20 protein-coding genes, 1 pseudogene and 1 riboswitch are annotated in these 24,214 nt (G+C 52.0%); of the genes and pseudogenes, 1 reads left to right on the top strand and 20 read right to left on the bottom strand.

Annotation, left to right across the window (positions count from 1 at the left end; all coding sequences use genetic code 11):
• Positions 1-60: 60 nt before the first annotated feature.
• The 7 genes from NST07_RS08105 to NST07_RS08075 all read right to left on the bottom strand — a co-directional run bounded on the left by NST07_RS08105 (position 61) and on the right by NST07_RS08075 (position 6,950).
• Positions 61-2,295 carry a transglutaminase domain-containing protein gene (locus tag NST07_RS08105; protein ID WP_341090988.1) on the bottom strand — a complete coding sequence of 745 codons (2,235 nt, stop codon included), beginning with the start codon at positions 2,293-2,295 and terminating at the stop codon, positions 61-63.
• Positions 2,292-3,539: a DUF58 domain-containing protein gene (locus tag NST07_RS08100; RefSeq protein WP_341090987.1), complete on the bottom strand. Its 1,248-nt coding sequence runs from the start codon at positions 3,537-3,539 to the stop codon at positions 2,292-2,294. The genes NST07_RS08105 and NST07_RS08100 overlap by 4 nt, the downstream gene beginning before the upstream one ends.
• Positions 3,540-3,541: 2 nt before the next feature.
• Complete coding sequence (locus tag NST07_RS08095; protein ID WP_038587881.1) at positions 3,542-4,498, bottom strand: MoxR family ATPase; 957 nt, start codon at positions 4,496-4,498, stop codon at positions 3,542-3,544.
• A gap of 255 nt (positions 4,499-4,753) precedes the next feature.
• Positions 4,754-5,110 (bottom strand): stage V sporulation protein AE, encoded by a 357-nt coding sequence (gene spoVAE / locus NST07_RS08090; protein ID WP_341097591.1) that lies wholly within the window; start codon positions 5,108-5,110, stop codon positions 4,754-4,756.
• A complete protein-coding gene (gene spoVAD, locus NST07_RS08085) occupies positions 5,110-6,144 on the bottom strand; it encodes a stage V sporulation protein AD (protein ID WP_341090985.1) in 1,035 nt (344 codons plus the stop codon). The genes spoVAE and spoVAD overlap by 1 nt, the downstream gene beginning before the upstream one ends.
• Before the next feature lie 3 nt (positions 6,145-6,147).
• Positions 6,148-6,597, bottom strand: a complete 450-nt coding sequence (spoVAC, locus tag NST07_RS08080) for a stage V sporulation protein AC (RefSeq protein ID WP_341097590.1) — start codon at positions 6,595-6,597, stop codon at positions 6,148-6,150.
• Between the two features lie 182 nt (positions 6,598-6,779).
• Positions 6,780-6,950: a hypothetical protein gene (locus NST07_RS08075; protein WP_341090984.1), complete on the bottom strand. Its 171-nt coding sequence runs from the start codon at positions 6,948-6,950 to the stop codon at positions 6,780-6,782.
• Between the two features lie 152 nt (positions 6,951-7,102).
• On the opposite strand from NST07_RS08075, the gene NST07_RS08070 reads away from it, so the two are divergent.
• Entirely contained in the window at positions 7,103-8,176 is a 1,074-nt protein-coding gene (locus tag NST07_RS08070) for a M42 family metallopeptidase (RefSeq protein ID WP_342481347.1), read from the top strand.
• Positions 8,177-8,242: 66 nt separating this feature from the next.
• Here NST07_RS08070 and NST07_RS08065 read toward each other — a convergent pair whose 3' ends face one another.
• The 13 genes and pseudogenes from NST07_RS08065 to NST07_RS08005 all read right to left on the bottom strand — a co-directional run bounded on the left by NST07_RS08065 (position 8,243) and on the right by NST07_RS08005 (position 24,153).
• Positions 8,243-9,388: a mannitol-1-phosphate 5-dehydrogenase gene (locus NST07_RS08065; protein WP_341097589.1), complete on the bottom strand. Its 1,146-nt coding sequence runs from the start codon at positions 9,386-9,388 to the stop codon at positions 8,243-8,245.
• The gene (locus NST07_RS08060) at positions 9,388-9,822 is read right to left on the bottom strand and encodes a PTS sugar transporter subunit IIA (RefSeq protein ID WP_341090980.1); all 435 of its coding nucleotides are present in this window, start codon (positions 9,820-9,822) and stop codon (positions 9,388-9,390) included. Before NST07_RS08060 ends, NST07_RS08065 begins: the two co-directional genes overlap by 1 nt.
• 16 nt (positions 9,823-9,838) lie before the next feature.
• A complete protein-coding gene (locus NST07_RS08055; protein WP_342481346.1) occupies positions 9,839-11,905 on the bottom strand; it encodes a BglG family transcription antiterminator in 2,067 nt (688 codons plus the stop codon).
• Between the two features lie 96 nt (positions 11,906-12,001).
• Positions 12,002-13,450: a PTS mannitol transporter subunit IICBA gene (locus NST07_RS08050; protein ID WP_341090975.1), complete on the bottom strand. Its 1,449-nt coding sequence runs from the start codon at positions 13,448-13,450 to the stop codon at positions 12,002-12,004.
• A gap of 458 nt (positions 13,451-13,908) precedes the next feature.
• A complete protein-coding gene (gene ppsA, locus NST07_RS08045) occupies positions 13,909-16,527 on the bottom strand; it encodes a phosphoenolpyruvate synthase (protein WP_342481345.1) in 2,619 nt (872 codons plus the stop codon).
• A gap of 234 nt (positions 16,528-16,761) precedes the next feature.
• Positions 16,762-16,885: pseudogene (locus NST07_RS08040) on the bottom strand (DUF2975 domain-containing protein); the annotation flags it as partial.
• 207 nt (positions 16,886-17,092) lie between these two features.
• Entirely contained in the window at positions 17,093-17,956 is an 864-nt protein-coding gene (locus NST07_RS08035; RefSeq protein ID WP_341090973.1) for an aldo/keto reductase, read from the bottom strand.
• Between the two features lie 107 nt (positions 17,957-18,063).
• Complete coding sequence (locus tag NST07_RS08030; protein ID WP_341090972.1) at positions 18,064-18,378, bottom strand: multidrug efflux SMR transporter; 315 nt, start codon at positions 18,376-18,378, stop codon at positions 18,064-18,066.
• 1 nt (position 18,379) lies between these two features.
• The gene (locus NST07_RS08025) at positions 18,380-18,730 is read right to left on the bottom strand and encodes a multidrug efflux SMR transporter (protein WP_341090970.1); all 351 of its coding nucleotides are present in this window, start codon (positions 18,728-18,730) and stop codon (positions 18,380-18,382) included.
• Between the two features lie 88 nt (positions 18,731-18,818).
• A riboswitch (guanidine-I (ykkC/yxkD leader) is annotated at positions 18,819-18,926 on the bottom strand.
• A 79-nt stretch (positions 18,927-19,005) separates the two neighbouring features.
• Complete coding sequence (locus NST07_RS08020; RefSeq protein WP_341090969.1) at positions 19,006-21,018, bottom strand: beta-galactosidase; 2,013 nt, start codon at positions 21,016-21,018, stop codon at positions 19,006-19,008.
• 21 nt (positions 21,019-21,039) lie between these two features.
• Positions 21,040-21,867: a carbohydrate ABC transporter permease gene (locus tag NST07_RS08015; protein ID WP_341090967.1), complete on the bottom strand. Its 828-nt coding sequence runs from the start codon at positions 21,865-21,867 to the stop codon at positions 21,040-21,042.
• On the bottom strand, positions 21,864-22,748 hold the full coding sequence (locus NST07_RS08010; RefSeq protein ID WP_038587842.1) for a sugar ABC transporter permease: 885 nt from the start codon (positions 22,746-22,748) through the stop codon (positions 21,864-21,866). Before NST07_RS08010 ends, NST07_RS08015 begins: the two co-directional genes overlap by 4 nt.
• A 100-nt stretch (positions 22,749-22,848) precedes the next feature.
• Positions 22,849-24,153: an extracellular solute-binding protein gene (locus tag NST07_RS08005; RefSeq protein WP_341090966.1), complete on the bottom strand. Its 1,305-nt coding sequence runs from the start codon at positions 24,151-24,153 to the stop codon at positions 22,849-22,851.
• Between the last annotated feature and the right edge of the window lie 61 nt (positions 24,154-24,214).

Raw genomic sequence — 24,214 nt, 5'->3', positions numbered from 1 at the left:
ACTATATCATACTCTTTGCGCTTCGCAAATGAATCTGCGACGATGTTAGGACTGCCACGTTTATTTATCTGATTTCAAGAGACTGTGCAGCCGCAAAGCTTCAGTATACACGCTGCGCCAATCTTTGTCTTCTATAACATCCGGGCTGTACTTCGCCTTCTCGAACATTTGCAGCAGCGACGCCAGACTTTCTGCAGCTGCCGGACGTTCACGGCTCCAGCGGGCCACCGATTCACGAAGCGTTTCGTGCTCTTCTTTAAGCATGCCCTTTCTGCGGGCATACTTTACCCACCGCTCGGTTTCAGCCACAACTTTCTGCACCGGAGACAACGGTTTGCCGTTGCGCAGCCGCCCAAGCAGGAACCGGAGACTGAAGCGGTAATGCCAGAGCAGATAACCTCCCCACAGCAGCAGCACTGCCGCAGCGGCCGATACGGCCCATACGCCCACATGAAGGCTTCCACCGGCTTTGCCGGGATCTGCCACCTCTTGTTCAGGCTCAGGTTTATCCTCTTCCGGCTGTATATCTTCCTTACTCTCAGGCTCTTCGCTCTGTGTCAGAAGAGGGACATTAAAGCCCGGGGTCGCTTCGACCGGAATCCAGCCGTATTCACCGAAATAGATTTCCGCCCAGGAATGGGCATCGGCATTCGTAATCGTATAATTATTATTGGATAATCCCTGCTGGGCCAGACTGTCCGGCAGCTGTGCCTGTTCACCGGGTGCATATCCCTTGACCCAGCGTGCCGGAATATCCAGCGAACGCGCCATGGTCACGAGTGCGGTGGAATAGTAGTCGCAGTAGCCTTCCATAATCTCGAACAGGAAACTCTCCACGAAATCCTTGCTTTTGCCGCGTGACAGATCCGGCTGATTCGAGTAGGGATAGGTTTGCTGCAGATATTGCTGGAGCAGCACAATTTTGTCATAAGGGGTCTTCGCGCTTGCGGTTATTGTCTCTGCCAGCTCTGTGACCCGCTCTGGAAAATTGTCGGGCAGTTGCAGGTATTGCGTATTATTCTGGCCGGTGTACAGCTGATCGAAGGTCTGTTTGCTCAGCTCCTGCACGGATACGACTGGGACCTCCGAAGTAAGCACATAAGTCTGGGGATAGTTTCCGCTGTTCCCATCCGTATCCCACAGCATTTCACTGTCTGTGCTTCTCCATAATAAGCGGCTGCTCTGTTCCTTGCCGTCTATGGAATCGACCTTCGCAATGGAATAGGCTCCGAACAATACCGGATAATCAATGTTCCCAAGCAGCTTTACCGTCTGCTGCAGGGTCTGCGTCTCCACCTTGGAGCCGGGTTCCCTGTCCAGCTCTTTGCCTACGGCTGCCCCGGACAGCGGACCGCGTGTAAGCCGGTCGTCATCACTCCATCCTTTTCCGGAATATACGCTGCGGGTTTCCCCCCGCATGTAGGAACGTATATCCGAGGTCACTGTCATGACTGGCGAATAATCATAGTTAAAGCCCCCGCCCAGATTATCGTCGTTCATACTATAACCCGAAGTAGTCCTTCCTGCAGAAGCATCACTGGTTCCGGCATTTGTTGTTCCCGATGTGCCGGAGCTTGCCGATAATCCGGTGCCGTTCCATTTATGCCAGGCGGTATAAGGATCTGTCAGTGTCGGCCGCACCTCTGGCATGTTCACACCTGTAATAATGACAAAGGAGAAAATGATGGCGATATTAATGAAGATCTTGAAAGGATATTTCAGCAGATAAGTCCAGCCGCGGGGATAATGCAATTGAAAGCTTCTCAAATGCTGGGTAACAAGCCAGCCCATCCCCGCGAACACCGTCCAGGCGACCTCCTGCCAGAGTACGGCCGAAGTGAAGGAATCCAGTGCCGCAAAGGCTACAATATTCGTGGTGATAAACAGCAGAATCCGCGCCTTGGAGGAGACCCACCACGATGACAGGAGCAGCAAGGCCAGCGCACCCGCAGCAAACCATAGATATGGAACCATATTTATGGCGATGTCAGACAGACGGTCGCGCAGCGAAGGCAGCCAGGGATCAGGAACATAGAGTTCGTAGCGCAGAATTACCCTGTACACGAAATATAGCATGGCGCAAACTTCAAGAATCAGCCGGTATCCCCGTTTAACAGGTAAAAGAATTTCAATAACCCCCGCCGCAGCCAAGGTCAGCAGTACGGCGGCAGTGGTCGCCTTCAGCCAGATGGGCTCTGTATAAGTGAGCCACTGCAGGGCGATAACCATCAGCCATAGCAGACTGAAGGAGTAATGCCATGAGGACTTCATCCCGCTCCACCAGCGTCTCATCATACTTTATCACCTCCGAGCACTGAGGGCAGCTCCTGAAGCGAACTTACGCTATAGCCGGTTGCCCCGCGGGATTTCAGCACATCCATCCATTCTACGCCGCGGTTGACCGCTGCAGGATTGCGCACATGAATATGGGAAGGCGTCATTCCCCGGCTCTCCGCCCAGCGCATCACATCCAGTACAGGCTGTCCGCTCTGCGGACTGATCAATACCAGATAGGAACCTTTGGGAAACATACGGTGTCCTTTGTCCAGCCTGGGAACCAGCGGCCCCCGGCCTTCCGCATTAATGTCAATCAAATATTGGATCATCTTCTGCCGCTCCGCAGCGCCCTCGGCAGGCATGAAAATCTTGGTGTTCTTGTCCAGACAGCATAAACCGATGCCGATCCGGTCGCGGATCCCAAAGCCGAGCAGGGAGGCGGCAATGGACACCGCCAGCTCAAACTGGTTCGAGCCGGCATATACCATGGCGCTGCCGTCCAGCACAATCATCGTCTTGGGTACGGATTCATGCTCGAATTCCTTGGATTTCCAGTTACCCGTCTTGGCGGTTGCATTCCAGTGGATTCGCGTCAACCGGTCGCCATAGACGTAATCGCGGACCCCGTTGATCTGCGTTGTCTCTCTCCGGGAATGGAGCAGCGAGGCTTGCTGCCCCGCCAGCCGTGACTTCCGCTCATAAAGCTGCCAGCGCGGCACGAATACCGCACGGGGCAGTACGCGGAATTGCCCTTCGGCCATAAAGGTGCCCTTATGCTCCACCAGGCCAAAGATATCCTCACTCAGGATATCCGTTCCTTCGAACGTATAGCGGCCGCGCTCCAGTGCCGGCGTCTGAAACAGCAGCTCCCCCTGCCCTCTCAGGCTGGGAACCATGCTCTCCTCAAATACCCAGGATTCGCCGTTATGGCGCTTCAGAATCTCTCTCACCACCACATACGGCAGAGGCAAAAAGCCTGGAATTGTAACGTCCAGCTTTACCCGCAGAAAGCCCCCCGCATAGAGCAGATCAGGCTTGTCCAATTCGGAATACAGGCTGCGCGTGCCTTTGGCCCGCCGTACTCCGCCTAAGCCTCCTATCATCAGATATATCATTAGTACAGATACCATTATAAACAGCATGAATGATGTTTTGCCGCCCTGAAACAGTACGTAGAGCAGCGTGATGCCCCAGATCGCAAGGATGCCGGCGAATTTCCCCGGCTGAATGACAGCTGCCGCTCCGGACAAATACCTTTTCATCATTATTGCCTCATCGTCACAGGCACATGTATGCTCTGCAGCAGCTTCTGAAGCAAGGAATCTACGCTGATATTATCCAGCCGCGACTCCGGACGCAGCAGAATGCGGTGTCCCAGCGCATACGGAGCAAGAATCTTCACATCATCAGGAAGGACATAATCGCGCTCCTGCAGGAAAGCATAGGCTTTGCAGGCCATCATGAATGAAAGCGAAGCACGGGGGCTGGCACCAAGCAGGACTAGCGGATGCTCTCTGGTCTGGCGGACAATATCCAGCAAATAGTTCAGCACAGGATCGCTGATATAAATTTCGCGGATTTCTTCCTGGATAGCCGCAATTTGTTCCATGCCTGTTACCGGGGTAAGCCTGTCCACCGGCTGTCCCTCCTGATGGCTCATCAGAAGATTCTTCTCGGTAACCGCATCGGGATAGCCAAGGCTGATACGCAGCATGAAACGGTCAAGCTGTGCTTCGGGCAGCGTGTAGGTGCCTTCGAAATCAATCGGGTTCTGAGTCGCACAGAGCATAAACGGATGCGGCAGCGGATACGTCTCTCCGTCGACGGTTACATTCCGTTCTTCCATTACTTCAAGCAGCGCAGATTGCGTCTTGGTTGTGGCACGGTTGATCTCGTCAGCGAGCAGAATATTCGTCATCACGGGACCGGGACGGAAATGAAACATCTCATCTCGCGGATGATAGACCGATACCCCCGTTATATCACTAGGGAGAATATCGGGATTGCACTGAATCCGGCGGTACTCCCCGGACATTGATCTGGAGAGCGCCCGAATGAGCTGGGTTTTACCCGTTCCCGGAACATCCTCGATCAGGACATGCCCACCGGCCAGCAGCGCCGTAAGCAGTAGCTCTATTTCAAATGTTTTGCCGAGTATACAGGATTCCAAATTATGGCGGACAGCCTTCATGATGTGAATTGATTCTTGACGTACGGGCATATATAGTAAACCTCCTATGTCAGAATAAGCGCAATACATATATTTTACATGATTATGGGTCCCAAAGTACATTATTGCAGCCCGGAAATTAAAGATACACCAAACCATGGACAAGGAAATCTCTCTATTATATAGAAGGAAAAATATTGTTCCTATAGAAATGATTATAAACCGAATCCGTTTTTCTATTCAGACAGACCAAAAAAAGACCGCCAATGTGGCGGCCGGAAAAGAAAACCTATAGTTTTCAGCTGATCAATGCGTCCCCTTAGGCCGTACAAGCACGGCTGCCAGAAATGAGAATACAATAGCTGATGAAATCCCCGCACTGGTCACATCGAAAATCCCCGTCACCACGCCGACCCAGCCGTCCCGCTCAAGTTCCGTTAGTGCTCCGTGCACCAGCGAGTTACCAAAGCTGGTAATAGGGACGCTAGCCCCCGCTCCGGCAAATTTCACCAGCGGGTCATACAGTCCAAACGCGTCAGCGATCGCTCCAGACACGACAAGCGTACTCATCGTGTGAGCCGGTGTCAGCTTCAGCACATCGAACATAAGCTGCCCGATGACACAGATGGCGCCTCCAATCAAAAATGCCCATACATAAATCATCATGCTCCTTCACCTCCGCTCTCCAGCGCTACAGCATGTGCCACGCACGGTATGCTTTCTCCCTGCTGATAGGACAGCGGCGAAAGCAGCGCTCCGGTTGCCACGATCAGCACCCGCTTCAGCTCGCCTTTTTTCATCCGTTTGAGAATATGTCCATAGGTGACCACCGCCGAACAGCCGCAGCCGCTCCCTCCGGCGATGACATATTTCTGCTTGTCGCGATCATAAATGAGCAGCCCGCAGTCATCAAATGTCGTCTGCTCCATGGGAATGCCTTCTTTGGCCAGCAAATCTTTGGCAATAGGCAAACCGACGGAAGCCAGATCGCCGGTTACAATTAAATCGTAATGGCCCGGGGACAAGCCCGTATCGCGAAAATGTGCAGTTATCGTATCCGCGGCGGCCGGAGCCATGGCTGTGCCCATATTAAAAGGGTCCGTCAGCCCCATATCCATAATGCGTCCAAGGGTTGCCGAAACAACATAAGGGCCCGCAGCGGAGCCGTCATTGCGGCCGACAATGGCACAGCCCGAACCGGTTACGGTATACTGGGCCGTCGGCGGCTTTTGGGAGCCGTATTCGACTGGATAGCGGAATTGCTTCTCCACGGTACAGTTATGGCTGGAAGTTCCCGCGAGCGCGTATTTGCCCCCGCCGGAATCCACGATCATCGAAGCGATGGCGAGACTCTCCATGGAAGTGGAGCATGCGCCAAAGACGCCAAGATAGGGTACACCGAGCTTTCGGGCTGCGAACGAGCTGCTGATAATCTGATTCATTAAATCCCCGCCGACGAAGAACTCCAGCTTCTCCTGCTCGAGTCCCGCATGCATCAGCGCCAGCTTGGACGATTTCTCGAAGAGGGCTCGTTCTGCCTTCTCCCATGTCTGTTCACCCATTTTGAGCGAGTCATAGATAAAATCAAAATCGGAAACTAAAGGGCCTTCCCCTTCTTCCGGCCCTACTACTGCGGAAGAACCGAGAATGACAGGACGGGTAGTAAATTGCCAGGTCTGGCTGCCAAGCTGCTTCATAGTTTAGTGAGAACCTCCCCAGCCCATAATGGCATAAACTACCCCGACCACAAAGGCCGCGACGACACCGAATACAATAACAGAACCAGCCAGCTTGAACATGTTGCCGCCGACCCCGAGCACAAGTCCTTCCGCACGGTGTTCAAGCGCGGCAGAACACATGCTGTTGGCAAAGCCGGTGACCGGAACTGCAGAACCCGCTCCTGCCCATTGAGCTATTTTGTCGTATACACCGAAGCTGGTCAGGATTACGGAGATAAGGATCAAAACCGCAACGGTAGGGCTTGAGGCTTCCCTGGAGGTCATATCGAATATCGCCATAAAAGCCTCCGTGATGCCTTGTCCGATTACGCAGATCAAACCGCCCGACAGAAAAGCCCGGATGCAGTTTTTGAACACAGGACGACTGGGCACATACGGCTTGGACAATTTCTCATAATCCTGTGGGGTCATGGTGTCAAGCCGGAGCTTGACACCGGACTTTCGAGTTTTGGCCGGCAAATGAGGACACCTCCTGGAATGTATGCGAGGGGAGGGCTGAACCAGTGAGTGCGGACATTTCCCCTCGGACTTTTCTTCGCTTAGAAGTTTTTCCTTATTGTTCGCCGTAAGCGGCTTCGTTATGTCTCCCCAGTTCAGGTAAAATACAACAGTATTACAATCAGCAATATAAACAGAATCAAAATCAGCACAGCTTCGCGCTCCGGCCCATACCGGCGGAGGTATCTTCTCGGCACCCCGCGGGCATTCACTTTACCGTAGAAGCCCTGCGGGTTGTCCGCTGACCTGCTTTCTGCCACCCTCATCTTCCTCGCTCCCTTTCCCGGCTCCTGCCTGCAGAGCCATTACTGCATATTATTCGCAAAGGTGGCGCCCAGTGTTCATTTACCCCTTTGAAGACATGGACAAGTAGCGCGACAATGTTCATACTAGACAATAGTAAAGGAGCGATATGTATATGAATCAAGAAACGACCAATCTGTTCAAAACATTGACTGAATTCCCCGCAGCTCCGGGCTTTGAGCGCGAGTTGCGTGCCTTTGTCAAGGATGCTATGACACCGTATACCGAAGAGTTCGTCCAGGACCGCCTCGGCAGCCTGTTCGGAGTCCTGCGCGGTGAAGAGAACGGCCCCAAGATTATGGTAGCCGGACACTTTGATGAGGTGGGCTTTATGGTCACCGGCATCACGGACAACGGAATGATCCGCTTTCAGCCGCTTGGCGGCTGGCTGGCTTCAGCCGTAGCTGCACAGCGGCTGCAGATCATTACACCGAAAGGGACTTTGACCGGCGTTGTCGGCAGTACGCCAATCCATCTGCTGAGTGAGGACGAACGGAACAAAACCGGTGACATCCGCAGAATGTACATAGATATCGGTGCAGACAGCCGGGAAGAAGCCCAGAGCTATGGCGTAGCTCTGGGGCAGCAGATTCTGCCGATCTGCCCGTTCACCCCGCTGGCCAATCCGAAGAAAATCATAGCCAAAGCGTGGGACAACCGCTATGGCTTAGGCCTTGCCATTGAGCTGGTCAAAGCGCTGCACGGCAGAAAACTGCCGAACACCGTCTTCGCCGGCGCTACGGTCCAGGAAGAGGTAGGCCTGCGCGGTGCCCGCACAGCAGCTAACCTGCTGTCGCCGGACATCTTCTTCGGCCTGGATGCCAGTGCCGCCGCCGACATGACCGGCGACCGCCAGGCCTTCGGCCAGTTGGGCCAAGGCGCGCTGCTGCGCATTTACGATCCGACGATGATAACCCACCGCGGCCTGCTCGAATACGTTCAGGATACGGCAGATACCCACCGGATCAAATACCAGTATTTTGTCTCCCAAGGCGGAACCGATGCCGGACAGGTGCATGTCAGCGGAATTGGCGTGCCGTCCACAGTGATTGGAATCTGCTCACGCTACATCCACACGTCCTCTTCCATCATTCACAGCGATGATTATGATGCCGCCAAAGAGCTGCTGATCAAGCTTGTGGAAGGACTGGACCGCACAACGCTGCAGACCATTATTGAGAACAGCTAAGCTAAGTTAGACGAAGAGCCGCAGGGGATATGACCTCCCCTGCGGCTTTTTATGATGCCCTCATCGTTATTTCAGTTTGTCATACTCTGCCATCACCGACCGGTGCACCGCATGATCTGCGGCCAGACCGGTATATTTCGTAACTGCCGCTGCCGCACCAAGCTCCGCGACAGCCGCCTGAAGCTCAACCGCTTCCGGATCATCGCTCACGTTGAACAGCAGTGCTGCCGCCATGGAGCGGGTCAGGGCCGTGTATTCAAGCCCTCTGTCAAAAGCCTGGAGCGCCGGCGATACCAGCCGGTCATTCGGCGACAGCTTGCGGATCGGTGAACGTCCTACACGGCTAACTTCATCCGTCAGAGCCGGATTGCGGAAGCGCTCCAGTATTTTGTCGATATACTTGCTATGCTGCTCCGCGTCGAACCCATGCTTCTGAACCAGCACCGCCCCTGTCTCCTCCAACACTTCGCGCACAAGCCCGGTCAAACCCTCATCCGCCATGGCCTGCTGGATCGTCCCGTATCCGCGCAGGTACCCGAGATACGCTGCCGAGCAGTGCCCGGTATTCACCGTAAACAATTTGCGTTCAATATAAGGCTCAAGATTATCTACATAGTGAACACCTTCTACCGGACGGTAACCCGGAAGCATCTGAGAAGACTCTACCACCCACTCATAGAATGGCTCTACCACTACCTTGAGGATATCCTCATGCTGCTGCAAAGGAACAATCCGGTCTACAGCCGCATTCGGAAAAGCTACGGATATATCCGCTTTGGCCTGGACTTCTGAATCAAGCTTGGCGTATACGAGCTCTTTCAATTGCGCACTGCCGCCGATGGCGTTCTCGCAGGCGATGACATGCAGCGGAGCGGTGGAACCTGCAAGCCGTCTGCCGATCCCCTCAGCCAGCACCCCTGCAATATGCTTCAGGATGGATACTCCAACCGCTGTCGTAACAAGATCCGCTCCGGCAATGGCCGCGGCAACTTCTTCGGCATGGGTTACACTGCTTAGTGCAGTCACGTTCGTCACGATCACCGTTTCCCGACCCTCGCTGGCCAGCATCACCGGATATTCCCCGCGTTCTTGAAGCTGTGTGACGAAGGCTTCATTCACATCGACGAAGGTGACCTCATAGCCTGCCTGCGACAGAAGCAGACCGATAAAACCTCTGCCGATATTGCCGGCACCGAAATGAACAGCCTTCATCATTCCAGGCCTCCTTCAAAGATGGCGATCACATCGGCCGGGGTTGGCGCATTCATGACCCGCTCAATAGCATCCTCTTCCGAGAAGATCATCGCCACATTCGTCAATATCTCCATGTGCCCGTCACCTGCCGCTGCAATGCCGATCACAACAAAGGCCGGCTCATCTCCGCCAAAATCAACACCATCCGGAAAGCGGATAATGGATAATCCGGTAGATTTAATGAAGGGTCTGGCTTCTTTGGTTCCGTGGGGAATGGCCAGTCCTTCGCCCATATAAGTGGAAACGACCTCTTCGCGCTCAAGCATCTTCGGCACATATTCTTCCGTTACATGTCCGGCATCCACAAGCAGTCTTCCGGCCATGGTGATCGCCTCGTATTTATCTTTGGCAGCACCGTTCATAATCACTTTATTCTCTGACAGTATACTCATATGGTTTCTCTCGCTTTCACATTTTATTTTCGAAAAAACGCAGCAGCTCTGACGACAGATATCGCCTGATCTCGGACTCCGTGCGCTCCTCAAGCAGCTTCACCAGCTCGGAATTAAGCAGCATTGCACTGATTTCACTCAGCACTTCCAGGCTTTCCTTGGACAGCTTGCGCGGTGCAAGCATCAGCAGGATGACCCTGACCTCGGTACCCCCATCCAGAACAACCGGCTGCCGCAGACGGTACAGCGTCAGGGAAGACATCAGGATGTGGCTGCTTCTTGCATGAAACAGCGCAAGCCCAGTGTCCGGAATGACCTGGCTGGCCATCCTTTCCCGTTCCAGCAGCCGCTCCAGCAGGATATCTGCATCACCGACCACCCCGCTGCCATCCAGAAAATCGAGCATCGCCGAAATCGTTGCGGGAAGCGTTATCCCGCTATTATCAAGCGGATAGAAGCGGAACCGCTCCAGCAGGCTGACCGTTTCATCCAGCATGCCCTGGTAGCTTTTCAACCGCTCCAGGGAATGCTCTTCACTCGCTGTTCTGTCGTACTCGCCTTGCGGAACACTATCCCGTTCTCTCAGCGTGGTGTTCTGGATATAACTCAGCAGTTTTTCTATTTCTTCCCCTGTCAACAGAGGACTAATTTTGATATAGCGGTCTTTGTCGAGCGGCAAATCAATCGTTGAAATAATCAGATCGTAGTCAACCTCAGGCAGCCGCGCCGCTTCGTACCAGGAAATATTGCCGAGAATTTCAATCTGCGGCATTTCTTTGGCCAGCCGGGTAGCCAGCAGCCGGGAAGAACTGAGACCGCTGGCGCAGACCAGAATTGCCCGGACGCCCCGCCTGAGCTGATTCAGACGTTCGACAGAAGCGCCGAAATGCATGACCAGAAATCCAATTTCCTCATCGGGGATGTCCAGCTCCAGCTCCAGCTCCTCCACCGCGGCCCTCACAATCTGGAACAAATATTCATAATCCTTACGGATGGGACCCAGCAGCGGATTGCGGATACGGGTTCCCTCCCGGAGCCGCTTGAAAGCCGGATCCATATGCTCCAGCAACCCTTCCCGCAGGGAGCGGTCGCTTTGAAACGGAACTCCCGTCCGTTTGACCACGTTCTCCGTCAGCTTATATACAATCTCCATCAGCTCAATATCACCGTAGGCGAATCCGGCTGAGGAGAATGATTCCTGGACCCTGTCGAACAGACCGGCTATATATAGAACCTCTGCCCGCGGTATCTCAGCTCCCAGTGCCTGGCCCAGCCGCTGCCCAAATTGCTCGGCGGCGGCAATATGGCGGTGATCGGACATTCGGGGATATCCTGCTTCCCCGCCGTTGTCGATACTCCGGCCAATCTCAATCCGTCTGGTGGTTACCGCGAGGCCAAGCAGCATTTCCATATAAACGATTTCCGGCAGTTCCGCCGTCCATTTCCATTCCATATCCCACAGCGTGTTCTCCACATCCATCAGATTGGTTTTGCCTACCGCATCCAGAAGAATCCGGAAAACCGGACTGCTCGCGGGCTGCGGATTATGCCCCACCAGATCTGAAAGATCCAGATGCTCAGCGGCCAGCCGGCCAATCGCCCTGCGCTTATCAATCTCGCTGCCGGTAATCTCAACACCATAGCCCCGCCTGCGGACCAGCTGCAGGCCGAACTTGCGGACCCAAAGCTCAAGTTCATCCAAGTCATAGCTCACTGTAGCCACCGTAACTTTGAGCCAGTGGGCCAGTGTGAACAGCTTCACTGGCTCTTCTGCCTCCAGCAAGGAGCAGAGCTCATACACCTTGCGGTCCTCGCTGGAATGTTCCGCTGGCTTCTCTTCCCGTAAAAACAGGCGCAGCTCGGTAAGACCGGCCGCCGGGCCGCTCAACTGAATTCCTTTTCCTGATTTACGGATCAAATCCAGACCGAAATCCGCCAGCGTAAGCTCGATGTCCTCCATCTCCCGGTGAACCGTTCTTACACTCACACCGGTGCTCTCGGCGATTTCGGCGGCAGTAATCTCTTCACTGACCCCTAAGAGAAGCCAGATGATTTGACGCTGCCTCGCGGTAACTTTTCTCATAACCGTGTACCCCCGCCCTAAATGGAGACAAACGCCGGCTTTGCGGGCCAGCGTCTCCTGAGTTAGCGTTATACATCATTTCTATGCTTGTTCCATTTACTTTAAACGTTCCACAAGCTCATCATATTTAGGGCTCTTCAGGAAATTGTCGATGGAGATATGCTCTGCTTTCGGATTGCTGGCAACCGCCCGGTCCGTCAGTGTTTTCTGGGTAACCACGATATCAGCATCCGCAGGAATTTCGCTGACTGCGGAATTGACAACCGTAATATTGACTCCGGCAGCCTGCAGTTTTTTTCTTAGCACGGATGCGCCCATCGCGCTGGACCCCATACCTGCATCACAAGCGAAGACGATTTTGTTCACATCAGCCTTGCCGCGGACATTTGCCGCTGTAGTTACAGTTGCGGCAGCAGCAGCGGTTTGCGCTGCAGTCCCTGCCGACTTCATGTCTTTCAATTTTGCCGCAGCTTCTTCCAGATTCATCTCTTCTTCGTTGTTCTTCTTCACAGTCTTAAGGAGCAGTGTAGCCAGCACAAAGGATACAGCTGTGGCAACAATGACACCGGCAAGCATTGGCACATATCCGCCCTTAGGTGTCATGGCGAAGTAAGCAAAGATACTGCCTGGCGATGGAGAAGCTACCAGACCTGCTCCCAGCAATTGCAATGTGAACGTTCCAGACACGCCGCCGCCGATAACAGCCAGGATCAGTCGTGGATTCATCAGAATGTACGGGAAGTAAATTTCATGAATCCCCCCCAGGAAGTGAATGATAACTGCACCTGGTGCTGAAGCCTTCGCCGAACCGCGTCCTACCAGCCAGTAAGCAAGCAGGATACCCAGCCCCGGTCCTGGATTCGATTCCAGCATGAACAGTACCGACTGTCCCAGTCTCTGTGATTCTTCCAGCGCAATCGGTCCGAGTACGCCGTGGTTGATGGCATTGTTCAGGAACAATACCTTTGCCGGCTCAATGATGATGTTGACGAGCGGCAGCAGGTTATGGTTAACCAGAAACTCCACACCATTCGAGAGGATATTGGTCAAGCCTTCGACCAGTGGTCCGATTCCCTTCAGCGCAGCAATGGACAAGCCGCCGCCGATGATGCCGAGCGAGAAGTTGTTGACAAGCATTTCGAACCCGGCTTTGATCTTGCCGTCAACCGCACGGTCGAATTGCTTCAGGACCCAGCCGGCCAGCGGGCCGACGATCATAGCGCCGAGGAACATCGGAATAGAAGAACCGACGATAACCCCCATCGTGACTACTGCCCCGATAACACCGCCGCGTTTGCCGTGTACCATCTGTCCGCCCGTATACCCGATGAGCAGCGGAAGCAGAAATTTAATCATTGGATCTACTAGAGCTGCAAGACTTTCATTTGGAAACCAGCCTGTTGGAATGAATAAAGCCGTGATTAAACCCCATGCGATAAAAGCGCCGATATTCGGCATAACCATACCGCTGAGCATGCGGCCGAATTGTTGAACTCTCACCCTTGTACCGCCGGATGAAGTTTGTGTCGTTGCCGTTGTGGCCATTTAAAATGCCCCCTTAATATAAATTAAATGGGATGCCTTTATTTAAGATTTCTTTAAAGGTAATCCCCTATGCACACAGCGTAAATCAAAGCGCTTTCTTTGTCATCAAATTGAAAACACGGTTTCGTCATGAACGTTGTTGACAACATTTAAGAGCTGCTGCTACAGGCTTTTGGACATGCATCCGGCTTATGGACACAAGAAAAAAACGGCCCTGCCATCCTCAGGGGATGGGGTCCATTTCTTTAGCAAATTCAAAAATAATTTATGGCGTGAAGCCTAAACATCCTTATATTTACAAAAAAAACGGAAGTCTGCATCAGCTGCAAGACTCCCGTTTAGGGTGTGCTTTATTTAGATTTCCAATCCGTTGTTTCCGATCATATTCTGATACCAATAAAAGCTTTAGCATGCATACTGAGCCCTAACTATATGGTTATATTTCAGCTCTGTATGTGTTACAAAAGTTCTATATACCCCTCTGTTCCATGCACGCGAATTTGTTGCCCATCTTTTATCAATTTGGTCGCATTCTCCACTCCCACAACGGCTGGCAGGCCATATTCACGTGCGATAACGGCTCCATGGGTCATCAGCCCGCCCACCTCCGTAACCAAGCCTTTGATGGATAAAAACAATGGAGTCCAGCTGGGGTCGGTAAAAGCGGTGACTAGTATATCGCCATCCTCCAGATCAGCCTCTTCTATACTCAGAATTACACGTGCCCGCCCCTCTACAACGCCTGAAGAAACAGCGAGGCCCACAACAGCTTCGGCGGGGATATTTTCTCGTTTGTACTGACCCGTAATGATTTCACCATCAGAGGTGATAACACGTGGCGGAGTTAGTTTTTCATATAATCTGTACTCCTCTTTTCGTTTGTCAATGATTTGGTAATCCAGTTTATTTGTGCGTATGGTTTCCTGCAATTCTTCAAAAGAGAGATAATAAATATCTTCTTTTTCATGAAGAAGGTTGGCTTGCACGAGTCGTTCCGCTTCCTTTAGTAAAGCCTGTTTATAAATGAAGTAGCGACTAACAATGTCGTATTTCGGATATTCACGATAACCGATAAAATTCCGGATCTGGCCGATAATTTGTTTTGTCTCTTCGGCTTTTTGTTCACCACCCGGTAATTGTTTCAATCGGGCTAATAAGTCCTGTTCTTTTTTCAACGCTTCCTGTCGCCCTTGCTCAAATTTCCGTTTACTGGCGCCAGGTTCAAGGTTTTTGATATTACTGAGGATCATAGGTACCAGTATATTTGGTTTTTCACTCCAGCGTGTTCTTGTAATATCGATCTCCCCGGCACATCGCATTCCATATTTGTCGAGAAAAGCTGCAATAACATCACGCACCTGCTGCCCACCTTCGAATTGAACCAGTTTATCCAAAAAGTTATCATCCTTTACCTGCTGTAAATACTCAATTATTTTCGGATAGGGACGAATCACATCTGCAACATCCAGTAACTCCATACCCATTTCAGAAGTGACGTTGTTAGGCACAGACAGGGAAAGTGTGTCTGCTACGTTTTTTTCACCTAACCATTCATTCATTTTTTCATTGATCCATGCTGAAGCATGCATGCCGGCCATAATCACATTCAAATTCTTCAGATCGGACGCTCGCTGCCTCCGTTGCTGCATATCTTCCAGGATACAATCAAATACATCCAATCCTGATTTCGTTTGGATATTATGTTTTAACGCTGATATCGATGTCTCACTGCTCTTAATCAAAACAGCAACAATTCCCGGGTTATTTCCTGCTTCTTCTAGAATATCCGCAGATGACATCCCCTTATGGCTTTTAACGGGCCCCGGTTCGCTTTTGTCATATGGGTCTGATTTAATAAAATCTCCCCGCTCTATGATGGTAATAAGCGCGTCTTTTATGAGCGGATCGGAGTGCCCTAGAACATCCAATAAATTTTGCCTGCCAGCCGGTGAAGCCAGGCCCTTCGTGATATCCACAAACAGCCTTCCACCACCAGTTCTAAACATGGGTGCGTTACCTGTTAACTTCCAAACAGATATCCCCAGCGGTTTAATAGGATCAGTCATCATTTGCTGATGGCCGACAGATACATACACATGATTCTCCTGGTCATTTGCTTCAGGAATGGGATATAAAGTGGTGATCGGCCGGCTCTGGACAATATAAAATGTATCATCAGCCAAACACCATTCGATGTCTTGGGGGCAGCCGAAATGTTCTTCGATCTGTCTTCCAATGCGTGCCAGCTGCAAAGTTTGTTGATCCGTAAGGGTTTGCGTCTTTTGCTGATCAGGATCGAGCTGCTTGGTCTCTGTACCGCCTTCTTTTCGTCCATAAATAGCCATTTTTTTGGTTTCTATTCTCTTGCTGACGACTACCCCATCCTGTACTTGATAACAATCGGCAGATACCAAGCCGGAGACCAGCGCTTCTCCAAGTCCGAAACTGGCATCGATAGAGAGCAGCTTCCGGTTGCAGGTAATGGGATCAGCGGTAAATAAAATCCCAGAAGCCTGAGGGAACACCATCCTTTGAACGATAACAGATAAATAAACTTGGCTGTGATCAAATCCATTCTGCATTCGGTAAATTAACGCGCGTTGCGTAAATAAAGAAGCCCAACATTTGCGGATATGCTCCAAGATGGATTCTTTGCCGATAATATTTAAATAGGTGTCTTGTTGACCAGCAAAAGAAGCATACGGCAAATCCTCAGCAGTCGCACTAGAACGCACGGCATAAGCATATTCATCGCCAAACTTGGAGAGATAGTAAACAACTGCATTCACAACATCGGAAGGAATGGCTACTTCCATAATGGCCTGTCGAATCTTCTTGCTGATTTCATCAATCTGTTCCCGATCTTCTACTTTAAGCGTAGTTAGCCGATCTAACAAAGCATGAACCCTTTCGTTTTGTTCGATGGCTTTTTGATATCCCACTGTTGTAACACAAAACCCTTCTGGCACTTGTATTCCTTCCATTTTGGATAATACCCCTAATTGCAGCCCTTTTCCGCCAACAAGCAAAAGCTGAGTGTTATCCATTTCTTGAAAATCGAGAACCAGTGAATTCATTCAACATCTCTCCTAACCATTAGTTCAGAAAAAAATCATTGACAAATCAAAGTTCTAGATGTACTATAAAAGCAAGGTTAATAATTAATTATTTTGTTTTTTGTAATTTGTCAATAACGCTATCGATTATATCATAGTGTTTTTTTGTGTTCAATTGTTTTCTCTAAAAAAGAGATGATCCTTGAAATTATCAGGGTCATCTCTTTTTGTGTTCAGTTGAACCCTATGCCCACTTCAGACCGTTAAATCATTTTCTGATTTAATATTAATAGCTTCTTGTAAAAGTCTTTGGCGGATCAACTCTCCTTCCCATGAGATAGTAGAGTGGCATACCTATCAGGTACAAGGTACCGATTGTGAAGGTAATTTCTCATTACTAAGAAATGCTTTACTTTAAAATGTTAAATTAACAACTTATTCAACAAACGATGAGGCGCACCGCAAAGCAGCGATCCTCCAATAACAGGAGGATCGCTGCTCTGTTGACTATTACGGTTTTGAGAAAGAATGTGAGCTGTCTCCGCTCGTAGGATATCCGCTTTCGGGGCAGCCCCTTTAGATGGTTTCAGATCATATCCAGTGGAACTCTCCAAGCCGGCTGCGGAAAAGCCTCGTCCAGCTGCCACAGCTCATCGGTGCTGAGCTTGATTTCCCCTGCTGCCGCATTCTCGGCCACATGCTGAGGGGTCGATGCTTTAGGAATAGCGATTACGTCGCCTTCCCGGATGCTCCAGGCCAGCAAAATTTGCAGCGGTGTCGCTCCGTGTCTAAGGGCAACCTCCTGCACCGCAGCATTCTCCGTCAGCCCTTTTCTCAACGTGCCTGCCTGTGCCAGCGGAGAGTAGGCCATTACGGGTATTTTGTGGCTCCGCTGCCAGGACAGCAGTTCATGCTCAATACCTCTGGAACCCAGGTGGTAGAGAACCTGATTGACAGCGCAGCGGTTGCCTCCGGGGATGCGCAGCAATTCCCGCATATCGTCCGTGTCCAGATTGGACACGCCCCAGCGGGCTATTTTTCCGGCAGCCACCAGTTCCTCCATACCTTCCACGGTCTCCTCCAGCGGAATCTTCCCCCGCCAGTGCAGCAGATACAGATCCAGATGATCCGTACCGAGCCGCTTCAGACTATCCTCACAGCTGCGGGCCAGCTGATTCTTGCCTGCGTTTTGCGGATACACCTTGGAGACCAGAAATACGCTGTCACGGATCCCCCGGATCGCTTCGCCGACAAGCTCTTCCGATCGGCCGTCCCCGTACATTTCTGCCGTATCTATCACACTAAGGCCTAACTCTACCCCATGCCTCAGTGCAGCTATCTCCTCGGAACGTCTGGAAGCATCATCACCCATACACCAGGTTCCCTGCCCGATTCTCGGCAAGTCTGTTCCGTCCGGAAGTTTAATCCGCCCGGGGATATTTTCATTCATAGTGGAAGTCTCCTTATACGATGGATTAAGTACTACTTACTATACTTACCATGTTACATCATTCGAAACATCGTACAGGTGTCTATTTCTTTAACATATCAGCGTCGTCAGCCTACCAGTTTCAGGCCGACTGCAGCTCCGAGAATCAGAATAATACACATAATCCGCCGCAAATCCCGGGCTTCACCATAAAGCAGCATGCCCAGAATCGCTCCACCGGAAGCACCGATCCCTGTCCATACCGCATAGGCCGTACCCATCGGGAGACTTTCCATGGCCAGCGACAGCAGCAGAAAGCTGCCTCCGAATCCGAGAACCAGCAGGGCAACCGCCTGCCAATTGCGGTCCCGGTGTAGCCTCCCTATCATTGCCACACCGAACATTTCACAGCACCCGGCAGCAATCAGCATTAACCAAGCCATTTTAGGACACCTCCTTCTCTTTAGAATCACCGGTCACAAGCTTCAGCCCGATAACCCCCGCCAGCAGAATCAGCACCAGTACCAGCTTCAGCGGCTTGAACGGCTCACCAAACCAGAGGATATCCGCCAGGACGGTCCCGGCTGTGCCGAGTCCGACAAATACAGAATAGACCGTACCTACGGGCAGCTTGCTGCTCGCCGAGATGATCGTATAGAAACTGATGATAATGGCCACTGCCGTAACGAGCCACTCCCACGGAGCCGAAGCGTGCTTGAGCCCGATGACCCACACGACCTCGAAGCAGGCAGCGCCTGCAATCTTAATCCATGCCATACTGTTATTCACTGCCATTCTCTCCTCTTCCCCTAAATAGTTATGATACAAAACTCTTAACCGCGGAAACAAAATAAGCCCGGAAGGCCATCGTCTAATTGACGATACCTCCCGGGCTTTTATCCCTCCGTGTAGACATGTACATCGTTGTACATGCGTTTTCCCTCGGACCAGACCAGCCTGTAGCAACTGCGGAACCCTAGAAAACAAAACATCTGATTAAGTTACATTGAATACTAGCAAATACCGCCGATAAAAGCAACCCTCTATTATTCCCGGGGCCGCGTCCGGTCTCATTGTCCGCTTGAATGCTCCAGCAGGATGCGCACACCCCAAGGCTCAAGCTCAACCCTTTCCTCAGGGTGAAGCTCTTTTCCGGACAACAGCTCTGCTGCCGGGCCATGCCGGTACACCATAGACACCGGCTCATCGCTGTAATTGAAATAATAGCGCACCCTCTGCTGCTGCCGGTTCACTCCTGTCTTGACAATCAGCGGAAAAGCAAGCTCCTGATCGGGCCCCCATAGTCCGGCCTCCTGGGCAGCGGATTTCAGGATGCTGCCCGCCAGCCCGCTGCTTGTCATGCAGCCGATATAGGTTGCCGTACCGTTTCCGAACCTGTTGCGGGTGACGGCCGCATATTCGCTCCAATGAGGATGCTCATAACGGAGCAGCACCTCCGCCGTATCTGGTGTAATCAGCTCCATCCATGTATTCACCGCTGGATCTGCCGCACCGGTATCCAAAGCTTCGCTGCGCAGTGTCACCTCATGCGGAGTCACAAACATGCTGTAGCTGATTCCGCAGGCCTCGCTGATGATGCCCGGCTGCACCGCCGTGCGCACTTTGAGAGCTTCATCCGCGAAGCCGGATTTGAAGGAATAGACGGCATGGCCTCCCTCACGCACATATTCATTTAAGCGCAGCAGCGCTTCATCCGGAACCGCATAAAGTGCCGGAACAATGATGAGGCTATACCTCGAAAGCTCGGTACAGCCGGGCTGAATGAAGTCGCATTCAATATTCATCCGGTACAGCTCATCGTAAAGCCAGCGAACCACATCATTGTAGTTCCTGCCATCCGGCAGCTTGAACCATTCCATCGCAGTCAGGGCTTCATTGCTGACCATTACCGCAGCCTTGTTATCCTTGCGCAGGTCCACCAGCGCCTGACTTAAGCGGGCAAAATCCCGGCCGATAGTCTTGGCCTCGTTGTATACCGGATTCGGCTTGAAGTCGTGGCTGAGCAGCCCTTTCCAGTAGGTCTCAAACGAATTATGAATGGAATGCCAATGCCAGTAAGCCACCATATTTGCCCCGGAGGCGAGATGGCTGAAGGCCTGGAGCCGCAGCTGGCCCGGATAGGGTGTCCAGTGGGGAAATGCCTGGGCCTGCGTCTCCAGTACAAGATAATTGCTGCGCTTCAGGGAACGGGCGATATCCCCTCCGAAGGAGATTTCCGTTCCGGTCAGCTCATGCTGCGAGGGATGGTAAATATCCACTCCGGCGATGTCGAAGGCTTCAGCCGCGGCAAAATGATCCACGGACGGCTGTACGCCATACGAATAGCCGCGCCATTCAAAATCAAAATTCTGTGTGACGAATTGTCCCGGCTGCTTGTACTCGTTCACCAGCGACACCTGCCAGGCAAGAAACGCTTTCACCAGACCACGCTGGAAACGGGCGAATTCCGCACCCAGGCTGCCGTTGATTGTGCCGACAGCGGACGGAAAGTCCTCCCAGCTGTTAATCCGGTTGCTCCAGTAATCCAGCCCGAACCGGTCATTGATCTCATCCAGTGTTCCATACTTCTGCCGCATATGCTTAACAAACAGCAGCTGCACATTCTCTCCGGCTGTCCCATAGTGCTTCGTCTCGTTGTCTGTCTGGTAGCCGATGACCGCCGGATGCTTGCTGACCCTGCCGATCAGCTTGCGGATGATCCGCTCCGCATGGAACAGGTAGACCGGGTTCGTTATATCCATGATCTGCCGTGCGCCATACCGGCCGGGACCGTCCGCCGTTACAGCCAGCACTCCGGGATGCTCTTTGACCAGCCATGTGGGAACGGCATAGGTTGGTGTCCCGACAATTACGGAGATTCCTGCGGCATGCATCGCATCCAGCACCCGGTCGACGGAAGAGAAGTCGAATATCCCGTTCTGCGGCTCATGCGTGCTCCAGGTCGATTCGGCGATGCGGACGGTATTGATCCCGGCCTCCAGCATCATGGCAATATCCTCATTCAGCCTCTCATAAGGCATATATTCATCGTAGTAGGCGACGCCGTAACGTAGTTGACTCATTACTCTGATGCTCCTCTCGCTTTAGCCTTTTATTGCCCCTTCGGCAATGCCCTGCATAATAAACTTTTGGAAGAATCCATAGATAACGATCACAGGAAGCGCAGTCAGCACCAGCGCCGCCAGAATCAGCGACCACTCCTTATTGTACTCTCCGAACAGCGTGTTGGTCGATAGAATCAGCGTATATTTGGTAGAGTCGGTGAGCATCAGCAGCGGCAGCAGGAAGTCATTCCAGATCCACAGGAAGTCCAGAATCGCAATGGTTACCGTAATCGGCAGCAAGAGCGGAAAGATGATACGGAAGAAGGTCTGGAACTCGCCGCAGCCATCAATCCGTGCCGCTTCCTCCAGCTCGCGGGGGATCGACTTCACAAAGCCGTGGTACAGGAAGATCGCCATGTTCACTCCAAGACCAATGTAGATCACAGCAAGGCCGTAGGTGCTGCCGCTGACATGCAGTGCTTTGGCCATCCGTGTAAGCGGAATCATAATCGAATGAAACGGTACCAGCATGGAAGCAATGAATAGCGAGAAGAGCGCCGCGCTAAGTCTGCCGGAGGTCCGGGATAGCTTGTAGCCGGCCAGGGCAGCGCAGAAAATGATGCCTCCAATACCAATGACTGAGACAACAACCGAGTTCAGGGTGCTGCTTAGCAGGTTGATTTTGCTAAAAGCCTGGCTGTAGTTCTCAAAGTGCAGCTTGGTCGGCAGCGCCGTGAAGGAAGCGAACATCTCGCCTTGGGTTTTCACGGAATTGATAATTGCCAGATAAATCGGGAAAAAGGACATGACAGCGCCGATACAGAGAAACAGTGTGATAAATAGGTTGGCTCCCTTTCTCAGTCTCATGCTTCCACCTCTTTTCTCTTCATGACACCGATCTGGATAAAAGTGAAGAGCAGGATAATCACGAACAGGATCACCGATTTGGCGCTGGCATACCCGTAGCGGAAGTTATTGGAGAACGCCTCTTCGTAGATATTCATCGTAATGACCTGTGTACTGCGTCCCGGACCGCCGCCGGTAAGCCCGTATACCACCTCAAATACCTTGAACGCCCCGTTCAGAGTAAGGAAAAAACAGATCGTAACCGCATGCGTAATCATCGGCATCGTCACCTTGCGGAACGTCTGGAACGGGCTGGCCCCGTCAATGACGGCAGCCTCCTTCAGGCTTTGCGGCACCCCCTGCAGGGCGGCCAAATATATAATCATCATATAGCCGACGCCATTCCACAGCGATACGATAATGATCGAATAGAAAGAAACACTGGGATCTCCGATCCACAGCTGGTCCAGGAACGAGGCTGCCGTCTTCTCGGCAAGCTGCGGCAGCACTTGGGAGAACACGAAGGTCCACATAAAAGCGCTGATGATGGTGCTGATCATATTCGGCATGAAGAAGATCGTCCGGAAAAAACCTTTGGTTCTTGTTTTTGTCTCAATGAACACGGCAAGCACAAGTGCGAATACATTTTGCAATACGATCATGAACAGCACGTATTTCAGTGTAAAGAGCAAGGCGTGCACGAAATCCGGGTCCTCGCGCAGCGCTTCAATGAAATTGCCAAGGCCGATAAAAGAATAATTGCGGTTCAGCCCGTTCCAGTCCGTGAAGCTGTAGTACATGCCGCCGATGGTCGGAATCAGCAGAAACAATGAATAAATGATAAATGCGGGTGCAACGAAAGCAAGCAGCGAAACAACACTTTTATAGCGCTTGACCGGCATAGTATCCGCCCCTCTCCCTCTGTGGTGTGCAAAGCAAACGGGATGGAGGAAGGAGGGCCAGCGCCCCCGTTTCTTCCATCCCGGACTGTAAAGCTGTAGCTTATTTGTTTACCTTGTTGTAGGATTTCCAGGCTTTGTCGAGCGCCTTGAGCACATCATCCTGACTCATTTGTCCGGCATAATATGCCTGCAGTCCTTTGCCCACCTCATCCTTGACGGATTGCGGAATCGCCGGGTCCTGCACCGACTTGCCAGCTTTGACATAGGTAGTCGCTTCGGCGATCCAAGGATAACTCTCATAGGTGTGCACCGTGGACACCGGATTGAATTTCATTGCCTGGAATAAGCCGTTGGAGGCTTGATCATCCAGCACATAATTCAGGAAATCAAGCGCAACCTCCTTGTTTTTGCTGGTCGGGGATACCGCGAGTGAAGTCGAGGCGCTGAGATTGATCAGGGTCGCATCCGCATTGTCGCTGATCGGCAGCGGAGCAACACCGAAATCCAGATCCGGGTTCGACTTCAGAATGGTTTCTGCATACCACGGTCCCATCAGCCACATGGCTCCTTTGCCAGCGGCAAATGCCGCCGCACCGTCATCGCCGCCGACTTCAGTGGCCTTCGCCGTGCCGTTGTCGTTGATGAGATCGAACACATCAAAGATCGCGGATTTCATCTCGGTAAAGGAGCCCTCATCTTTGTTCATCTTGTTCACGAATTCAGGGTCCGCAGTTTTCATCATCCCCCCTACAGCCAGCGGAAGCACCAGCTGCGGAATCCATGATTCCTTATAAGAGAGCACGAACGGCGTCACGTTCTTCGCCTTCAGCTTCTCAGTTACAGCCTTCATCTCTGTCAGCGTTGTCGGCGGGGTCAGGCCATTCTCGGCAAATATGGTCTTGTTATAGAGGTAGCCCCAGGACAGGGTTTCCAGCGGCAGCGCCACAACCTTGCCGTCCGTAGTGGTTACAGAGGGCTTCACGCTGTCCAGCAGCTTGCCGACGAAGGGCTGATCTGTCAGGTCTTCAAGGTATCCGGCCTTGTAATAGGATGGAATTTCGTTCACAGCATGGATAGCGAATATATCAGGTGCATCATTGGAGGCCAGGCGCGTCTTCAGAATTTGCGAGGCATTGTCCGCCGTCGGCATTTCGAGCTGTACGGAAACATCAATATTTTTGTCCGCTTTCTCTTTCTTCACGAACTCAGCAATATAATTATCATATTGTTCCTTAAAGCGCGGCTGCGCGATGAACATCTTCAGGGTAACGCTTTTGGCTGTACCGCTGCCTGTATTTCCTTCTTCTGCAGCATTGCTGTTGTTTGTACCGTTATTGCTGCCGCAGCCGGCCAGCAGCGTCGCGGTGAGGAATGTACAGAGTACACCTTTGGTCATCTTGTTCATGTTGTAAGACCTCCCAATGTCTATGTTTTGTTTACGCTTTCATTGTATCTTTATTATGAAA

Source organism: Paenibacillus sp. FSL L8-0340, assembly GCF_038593145.1.
Lineage (GTDB): Bacteria > Bacillota > Bacilli > Paenibacillales > Paenibacillaceae > Paenibacillus_AQ.
Note: the sequence above shows the minus strand (reverse complement) of the source record. Positions and strands in the feature narration are given on the sequence as shown.

Excerpts from the sequence above, each read along its gene's own strand:
- NST07_RS08020 (WP_341090969.1), bottom strand. The coding sequence starts at position 21,018 with ATGAGTCAACTACGTTACGGCGTCGCCTACTACGATGAATATATGCCT.
- NST07_RS08050 (WP_341090975.1), bottom strand. The coding sequence starts at position 13,450 with ATGGCCACAACGGCAACGACACAAACTTCATCCGGCGGTACAAGGGTG.
- spoVAD (WP_341090985.1), bottom strand. The coding sequence starts at position 6,144 with ATGAAGCAGCTTGGCAGCCAGACCTGGCAATTTACTACCCGTCCTGTC.
- NST07_RS08030 (WP_341090972.1), bottom strand. The coding sequence starts at position 18,378 with ATGGCTTGGTTAATGCTGATTGCTGCCGGGTGCTGTGAAATGTTCGGT.
- NST07_RS08025 (WP_341090970.1), bottom strand. The coding sequence starts at position 18,730 with ATGGCAGTGAATAACAGTATGGCATGGATTAAGATTGCAGGCGCTGCC.
- NST07_RS08010 (WP_038587842.1), bottom strand. The coding sequence starts at position 22,748 with ATGCCGGTCAAGCGCTATAAAAGTGTTGTTTCGCTGCTTGCTTTCGTT.
- NST07_RS08005 (WP_341090966.1), bottom strand. The coding sequence starts at position 24,153 with ATGAACAAGATGACCAAAGGTGTACTCTGTACATTCCTCACCGCGACG.
- NST07_RS08035 (WP_341090973.1), bottom strand. The coding sequence starts at position 17,956 with ATGAATGAAAATATCCCCGGGCGGATTAAACTTCCGGACGGAACAGAC.
- ppsA (WP_342481345.1), bottom strand. The coding sequence starts at position 16,527 with ATGAATTCACTGGTTCTCGATTTTCAAGAAATGGATAACACTCAGCTT.
- NST07_RS08055 (WP_342481346.1), bottom strand. The coding sequence starts at position 11,905 with ATGAGAAAAGTTACCGCGAGGCAGCGTCAAATCATCTGGCTTCTCTTA.
- NST07_RS08075 (WP_341090984.1), bottom strand. The coding sequence starts at position 6,950 with ATGAGGGTGGCAGAAAGCAGGTCAGCGGACAACCCGCAGGGCTTCTAC.
- NST07_RS08100 (WP_341090987.1), bottom strand. The coding sequence starts at position 3,539 with ATGAAAAGGTATTTGTCCGGAGCGGCAGCTGTCATTCAGCCGGGGAAA.
- spoVAC (WP_341097590.1), bottom strand. The coding sequence starts at position 6,597 with ATGACCCCACAGGATTATGAGAAATTGTCCAAGCCGTATGTGCCCAGT.
- NST07_RS08095 (WP_038587881.1), bottom strand. The coding sequence starts at position 4,498 with ATGCCCGTACGTCAAGAATCAATTCACATCATGAAGGCTGTCCGCCAT.
- NST07_RS08065 (WP_341097589.1), bottom strand. The coding sequence starts at position 9,388 with ATGAAGGCTGTTCATTTCGGTGCCGGCAATATCGGCAGAGGTTTTATC.
- NST07_RS08015 (WP_341090967.1), bottom strand. The coding sequence starts at position 21,867 with ATGAGACTGAGAAAGGGAGCCAACCTATTTATCACACTGTTTCTCTGT.
- NST07_RS08105 (WP_341090988.1), bottom strand. The coding sequence starts at position 2,295 with ATGATGAGACGCTGGTGGAGCGGGATGAAGTCCTCATGGCATTACTCC.
- NST07_RS08070 (WP_342481347.1), top strand. The coding sequence starts at position 7,103 with ATGAATCAAGAAACGACCAATCTGTTCAAAACATTGACTGAATTCCCC.
- spoVAE (WP_341097591.1), bottom strand. The coding sequence starts at position 5,110 with ATGATTTATGTATGGGCATTTTTGATTGGAGGCGCCATCTGTGTCATC.
- NST07_RS08060 (WP_341090980.1), bottom strand. The coding sequence starts at position 9,822 with ATGAGTATACTGTCAGAGAATAAAGTGATTATGAACGGTGCTGCCAAA.